This is a genomic window from Spongiactinospora sp. TRM90649, assembly GCF_029382225.1.
GTDB lineage: Bacteria > Actinomycetota > Actinomycetes > Streptosporangiales > Streptosporangiaceae > Spongiactinospora.
In genome coordinates this window covers 1-6,401 of the sequence record NZ_JARLTC010000076.1, presented here as the reverse complement: position 1 = coordinate 6,401, position 6,401 = coordinate 1, and the positions used below count along the sequence as shown (strand labels likewise).

Genomic DNA, 6,401 nt, shown 5'->3' with positions numbered 1-6,401 from the left:
CCTATCCAGGCCGGATCAGGTAAAGAGGTTCTTCATCACCCGGGAAGGATCTTTACACACTTGAGGTGACAAGCTCGAACGTCCAGGTCATCGCCGCTCCGGACGGCACACCGGTGTGGACCTCGGGGTCGCTTCCGGGTTCGGTGCACGACCTGACGGCGGCGCGCATCTGGGGCATCATCCGCCGGCTGGAGACCACGGGACTCAGGGCTGAAGCGTTCTCATGTGGTGAGACCGAGTAGCTGAAGACCATCGGCTGGGTGGCTGCGGTAGTGGCCGGTGGCGGCGGTGATGTTGGTCCAGCCGATGAGGCGGGTCAGGCCGACGGCCAGGTTGCGGAGGCTGGCCAGGATTCGGGGCGCGGCGCCGGTTCGCACGCGGTAGGCGTCTTCGCGAAAGGTGACATCGCGGATGTGGTGCAGAGCCTCGACGCCCCAGTGCCCACGGATCAGCGCTGCGAGCTGGGCATGGGTGATGCGGCCCGGTGACAGGCTGGTAATGACATAGATCGTGACGATGGTGGTCTTGCCGGTTTTAGGTCGGTGCGGCGACGTTTGACCTGGATGGCCTGAGCGGCGTGGGGAAAGGGCAGGCCGGGGCGGGTGGTGCAGATCTTCATGCGGCGGATCTCGCGGCGGCCGTGCCCGCGCTCGTTGGTGCGGTCGTTGAGGACCGCTTCGCGCCAGGGCAGCGCCTTGAGCCTGCGGTGGAGCGTGGGCTGGTTGGCCTTGACGATGAACAGGAAGTGGCCGCCGGCGGCGACGATCTGCCGGGCGTGTTCGGCTTGTGTGTGCAGGGCGTCGGCGGTGATGACGATGTTCGCAAGGTTCAGGCTGCTCAGCAGGGGTGTGAAGGTGGGGATCTCGTTGCTCTTGGCCTGGACCTGCCGTTGGGCGAGCACGGTCTGGGTGTCGTGCCGGACGGCGGCCGGCAGGTGAGTGACACCGTCCGAGGTACGGCTGCCGCGCAGGGTCTTGCCGTCTACGGCCAGGCCGAGCAGGGGCGTTCTGGCGGTGGTGGTCGTCTGGGTAGTCGTTTCTGGCGGGTGGCAGGTGGTCAGCGCGGCGAGGTAAGCGCAGGTCGTGGCGTCGAAGGCGTCGCCGTCCAGGCGGGCCAGCAGCCGCCCGAGGGTGCTGGCGGCCGGCCGGATGGTGGCGGGGAGCCCGAGTTGGGTGCGCAGGCCGGGGTCGTATCCGGCGATGAACCGGGTGATCTTCGCCGGGGACGTCGCTCCGCTGAGGACGGCGAGCAGGGATAACGCGAGTAGTGGGCCGAGCCGGTAGCGACGTCCCCGGCGGTGGCGTGGGTCGGGTACGGCATCCAGCACCTCGGCCAGGGTGGGCAGGTCGAAGGCGGGGTCGGTGAGGGAGACGCGCTCCAGGTAGCGGGAGAGCACGTCGATCGGGGATGATGGCACGCGAACGCGGCCCCTGTTCTTGATCGACTGGCTAGACACCGACGATCATGAGGGGTCGCGTTTGGTGGAACTGTTCGTCCTCCTGGCCGTCCACCCCAAGGGCCTTGACCGGGAGGAGATCTGCGAGCAAATGTGGCCAGACGTGGAGGAGACCCTGGCCGCGTACCGCTTTCACGCCGCGCTCAAAGACCTGCGCGCTGCCCTCCGCGATGCCGCCGCCCCGGGCGAATAGGAGGCCAAGTTCGTAGAACGCAGCGGCAAGACTTATCGCATCGAGGCAGCACACGTCGACGTAGACGTCTGGACCTTCCACCGCGCCCTCGCCAACGCCCGCACCGCCACCAGCGAGGAAGCCAGGGCATCCGCCTTGCTAACAGTTGCCCACATCTGCCGGGGCCCTCTGGGCCGCGGCCTCAAGTACGACTGGCTCGACCAAGACCACCGCTGGCCCCTAACCGTTGCCAGCGTCAAGGCACTCCTCCAACTCGGAGCACTCCACGAACGCGCAGGACGAACCGAACGAGCACTGGAGGCCTACGACCAAGCCTGCACCCTCGACCCTGACACCGAAAGCGCCGCCAGATCCGTCATCCGACTCCTGATCGCCCTCAACCGCCCCGACGAAGCCCGCCTACGCGTCCGCCACCTCAAAGCACGCCTCAACACCCTCGGCGTGGAATGCTCCCCAGAAACACAAGCTCTTCTCAATCACACAAGCCGACCAAGCGACCGATAGACGAGCTGTTGCAGCGCTCTCGAACCGGCTCCGATACCTTGGCAGAATGCCTGATCACGCGGCCGAGACAAGTCCCTCACCGTCTCTACCCCCGAGCTGGCACACATCCCGCGCTGCGTCCCGACGTCGTGCTGGCCAACTTTGAGGAGAACCGCGGAGACGACCTAGTGTCATCCGCCTGAAATTTGTCGGGTAAGTCCGTATGGTATTGGTTGTGGCGCTTCCAGGACCGTCCGCAGTGGAGATCCTCTTATCAGAGAATGAGCGGGCCCGGCTGACCGGCATGTCAGCGGAGTCGTCGAGGGTGGCGGTCCGGGCGAGGATCGTGCTCGCATGTTCAGGGCCAGGGATCAGTACGGCGCAGGTGGCGCGTGATCTGGGCCTTGCCGAGAGCACGGTGCGCAAGTGGCGTGCCGCGTTCGCCCGAGGTCGGCTGGAGGCGCTGGCCGACGACGCGCGCACGGGCCGGCCCAAGGCGGAGTTGACGGTGTCGGAAGCCGAACGGGCGGTGCTGCAGCGATGGGCACGGCGGGCCAAGTCCGCACAGGTCCTGGCGATGCGCGCGAAAATCGTGCTGGCGTGCGCGGACGGTAAGGACAACAAACAGATCGCCGCTGAGCTGCGGGTGCATCCGGACACGGTCTCCAAATGGCGTCATCGGTTCCTGCGCCTGCGGCTGGACGGGCTGATCGACGAGCCGCGCCCGGGCCGTCCGCCGTCGATCGGGCTGGACCAGGTCGAGCAGGTGGTGGTGGCCACGCTGGAGGAGACACCGGCCGGCGCCACGCACTGGACACGCGCCTCGATGGCCCGGCGCAGCGGATTGTCGGAGTCGACCATCGGCCGCATCTGGCGGGCCTTCGACCTCAAGCCACACCGCACGAGCACGTTCAAGCTGTCGGCCGATCCCCTGTTCGTGGAGAAGGTCGTCGACGTGGTGGGGCTCTATCATGACCCGCCGGAACGCGCGGTGGTGCTGTGCGTGGATGAGAAATCCCAGATCCAAGCCCTGGATCGGTCACAGCCGGTGCTGCCGATGATGCCGGGCATGCCCGAGCGGCGCACCCACGACTACGTCCGTCACGGCATCACCAGCCTGTTCGCCGCCTTCAACATCGCCGACGGACGGGTCATCGGCGAGCTGCACCGCCAGCACCGCGCCGCCGAGTTCAAGAAGTTCCTGGCCACCATCGACAAGACGGTGCCGGCCGGGCTGGACGTCCACCTGATCTGTGACAACTACGGCACGCACAAGACGCCGGCGATCAAGGCATGGCTGGCCCGGCACCCTCGCTTCCACATGCACTTCACGCCGACCGGCTCCTCCTGGATCAACCAGGTCGAGCGCTGGTTCGGCTACCTGACCGACCAGCTCATCCGCCGAGGAGTGCACAAGAGCGTCCGGGCGCTGGAGGACGACATCCGCGCCTGGATGGACCGCTGGAACGCCGATCCCAAGCCTTTCGTCTGGACCAAGACCGCCGAGGAGATCCTCGAATCCCTCACCAAATATTGCCGACGAATTTCAGGCGGATGACACTAGTGCTGTGACCGGAAACGACCACCGGGTGTAGGAGGCGTTTCAAGCGGCGGGCGCGAGGGGCCTGCCACCCCAGCGGATGCGCTTCTCACTGCGGATACGGGCGCGCTCACGGCGTTGAGCCGCCAGCACGTCTGGATGGCGGGCGTTGGCGTTTCGCCAGCGCAGGTAAGCCTGCAGCGCCCGAGTCTGGACCGTGTGGTTGGCACGGTCGGAGTTGGCGATGGTGAACTGCCGTAGCGGCCCGAAGTGGGCCTCGATCGGGTTGGCCCAGGAGGCGTAGGTCGGGGTGAACAACAACTCGACCTTGTGCCGCTTCGCCCAGGCGCGGATGCGCCAGTTCTTGTGCGCCGACAGGTTGTCCAGGATCACGTAGATCGGCCCGCCGTCCGGGCGGGCCGCCCGGATGGAACGCAGCGCGGCCCAGGTGTGATCGATGCCCTTGCGGGCTCGGTTGACGCCCCACAGCAGGTCATCGCCGATCGAGTAGCAGCCGTGGAAGTAGGTGATGCCGTGTGTGCGCCGGTAGGTGGCGGGCAGCCGCTCCGGCCGCCCTCGTGCCGCCCAGCCGGATCCGGCGACCGGGCGGATGCCCAAAGGGCCGAACTCGTCGAAGGCGAAGGTCCGTTCCGGCCGTTGAGACAGGGCGTACTCGATACGCTCCAGCTTGGCGCCGAACTCGGGGTCGGGTGAGTCCTTCCAGGTCTTGGTGCGCTGGAAGGTGATCCCCTGGCGGGCGAGCAGGGCGCGTAAGGTCTCCCGGCCCAGGCGGATGGGCCGGCCGGGCAGGCGCTGCAGGTAGGCGGCGAGTTTGCGGATCGACCAGCGGGTGAACGGCTGACCGAGCCGGGCCGGGCGGGTGGTGGCCGTCGAGACGATGAAGGCCTCGTCATCGTCACTGAGCAGGCGGGGACGGCCTCCCGCCCATCGAGGGTCCAGGCAGGCCAGCCCGATCTCGTTGAACCGGTGGATCACATCGCGGACGGTGTCCTCATCGGCGGCGACCAGGCGGGCGATCACCGGGACCGTGTTCCCGCCGGCCGAGGCCAGCAGCATCATCGCCCGCCGGTACCGCACCGTGCTGGTGCTGCCCCGCCGTACGATCCGCTGCAGCTTCTGTCCTTCGTGGTCCATCAGCCTGCGTACTCTGACCGCTTCCGCCATCGCGCCTCCCCTGCACGATCGGACATGAGGTGTCTCATCCAACCGGCCCAGGCGGCTACACGCGACCCCGGTGATCGTTTCCGGTCACAGCACTAGTGTCATCCGCCTGAAATTTGTCGGGTAAGTCCGTATGGTATTGGTTGTGGCGCTTCCAGGACCGTCCGCAGTGGAGATCCTCTTATCAGAGAATGAGCGGGCCCGGCTGACCGGCATGTCAGCGGAGTCGTCGAGGGTGGCGGTCCGGGCGAGGATCGTGCTCGCATGTTCAGGGCCAGGGATCAGTACGGCGCAGGTGGCGCGTGATCTGGGCCTTGCCGAGAGCACGGTGCGCAAGTGGCGTGCCGCGTTCGCCCGAGGTCGGCTGGAGGCGCTGGCCGACGACGCGCGCACGGGCCGGCCCAAGGCGGAGTTGACGGTGTCGGAAGCCGAACGGGCGGTGCTGCAGCGATGGGCACGGCGGGCCAAGTCCGCACAGGTCCTGGCGATGCGCGCGAAAATCGTGCTGGCGTGCGCGGACGGTAAGGACAACAAACAGATCGCCGCTGAGCTGCGGGTGCATCCGGACACGGTCTCCAAATGGCGTCATCGGTTCCTGCGCCTGCGGCTGGACGGGCTGATCGACGAGCCGCGCCCGGGCCGTCCGCCGTCGATCGGGCTGGACCAGGTCGAGCAGGTGGTGGTGGCCACGCTGGAGGAGACACCGGCCGGCGCCACGCACTGGACACGCGCCTCGATGGCCCGGCGCAGCGGATTGTCGGAGTCGACCATCGGCCGCATCTGGCGGGCCTTCGACCTCAAGCCACACCGCACGAGCACGTTCAAGCTGTCGGCCGATCCCCTGTTCGTGGAGAAGGTCGTCGACGTGGTGGGGCTCTATCATGACCCGCCGGAACGCGCGGTGGTGCTGTGCGTGGATGAGAAATCCCAGATCCAAGCCCTGGATCGGTCACAGCCGGTGCTGCCGATGATGCCGGGCATGCCCGAGCGGCGCACCCACGACTACGTCCGTCACGGCATCACCAGCCTGTTCGCCGCCTTCAACATCGCCGACGGACGGGTCATCGGCGAGCTGCACCGCCAGCACCGCGCCGCCGAGTTCAAGAAGTTCCTGGCCACCATCGACAAGACGGTGCCGGCCGGGCTGGACGTCCACCTGATCTGTGACAACTACGGCACGCACAAGACGCCGGCGATCAAGGCATGGCTGGCCCGGCACCCTCGCTTCCACATGCACTTCACGCCGACCGGCTCCTCCTGGATCAACCAGGTCGAGCGCTGGTTCGGCTACCTGACCGACCAGCTCATCCGCCGAGGAGTGCACAAGAGCGTCCGGGCGCTGGAGGACGACATCCGCGCCTGGATGGACCGCTGGAACGCCGATCCCAAGCCTTTCGTCTGGACCAAGACCGCCGAGGAGATCCTCGAATCCCTCACCAAATATTGCCGACGAATTTCAGGCGGATGACACTAGGAGCTGTTTGAGGTTCGGATCTAGGTGAGGTCCGGTGGCGGGCCGGCCGTGGCTGGTAGAACCTCGGATGTGG

Annotated in this window: 6 protein-coding genes and 1 pseudogene; 4 read left to right on the top strand and 3 right to left on the bottom strand. The window is 67.1% G+C overall.

Annotation, left to right across the window (positions count from 1 at the left end):
- Positions 1–77: 77 nt before the first annotated feature.
- A pseudogene (locus P3X83_RS42965) lies at positions 78–182 on the top strand (IS5/IS1182 family transposase); the annotation flags it as partial.
- Between the two features lie 39 nt (positions 183–221).
- Here the strand turns inward: P3X83_RS42965 and P3X83_RS42960 are convergent.
- Together P3X83_RS42960 and P3X83_RS42955 are read right to left on the bottom strand one after the other, a co-directional pair.
- Positions 222–377, bottom strand: coding sequence for a hypothetical protein (locus tag P3X83_RS42960; protein ID WP_277311223.1), 156 nt, complete (start codon positions 375–377; stop codon positions 222–224).
- Positions 378–448: 71 nt separating this feature from the next.
- A complete protein-coding gene (locus tag P3X83_RS42955; protein WP_277311222.1) occupies positions 449–1,417 on the bottom strand; it encodes an ISAs1 family transposase in 969 nt (322 codons plus the stop codon).
- A 64-nt stretch (positions 1,418–1,481) separates the two neighbouring features.
- On the opposite strand from P3X83_RS42955, the gene P3X83_RS42950 reads away from it, so the two are divergent.
- Positions 1,482–1,649: a hypothetical protein gene (locus P3X83_RS42950; protein WP_277311221.1), complete on the top strand. Its 168-nt coding sequence runs from the start codon at positions 1,482–1,484 to the stop codon at positions 1,647–1,649.
- Positions 1,650–2,355: 706 nt separating this feature from the next.
- Positions 2,356–3,690, top strand: coding sequence for an IS630 family transposase (locus tag P3X83_RS42945; protein WP_346742797.1), 1,335 nt, complete (start codon positions 2,356–2,358; stop codon positions 3,688–3,690).
- A 45-nt stretch (positions 3,691–3,735) separates the two neighbouring features.
- Here P3X83_RS42945 and P3X83_RS42940 read toward each other — a convergent pair whose 3' ends face one another.
- Entirely contained in the window at positions 3,736–4,857 is a 1,122-nt protein-coding gene (locus tag P3X83_RS42940; RefSeq protein WP_277311220.1) for an IS630 family transposase, read from the bottom strand.
- Positions 4,858–4,987: 130 nt separating this feature from the next.
- Between P3X83_RS42940 and P3X83_RS42935 the strand changes: the two genes are divergently transcribed.
- Positions 4,988–6,322, top strand: a complete 1,335-nt coding sequence (locus tag P3X83_RS42935; protein ID WP_346742797.1) for an IS630 family transposase — start codon at positions 4,988–4,990, stop codon at positions 6,320–6,322.
- The last annotated feature ends 79 nt before the right edge of the window (positions 6,323–6,401 follow it).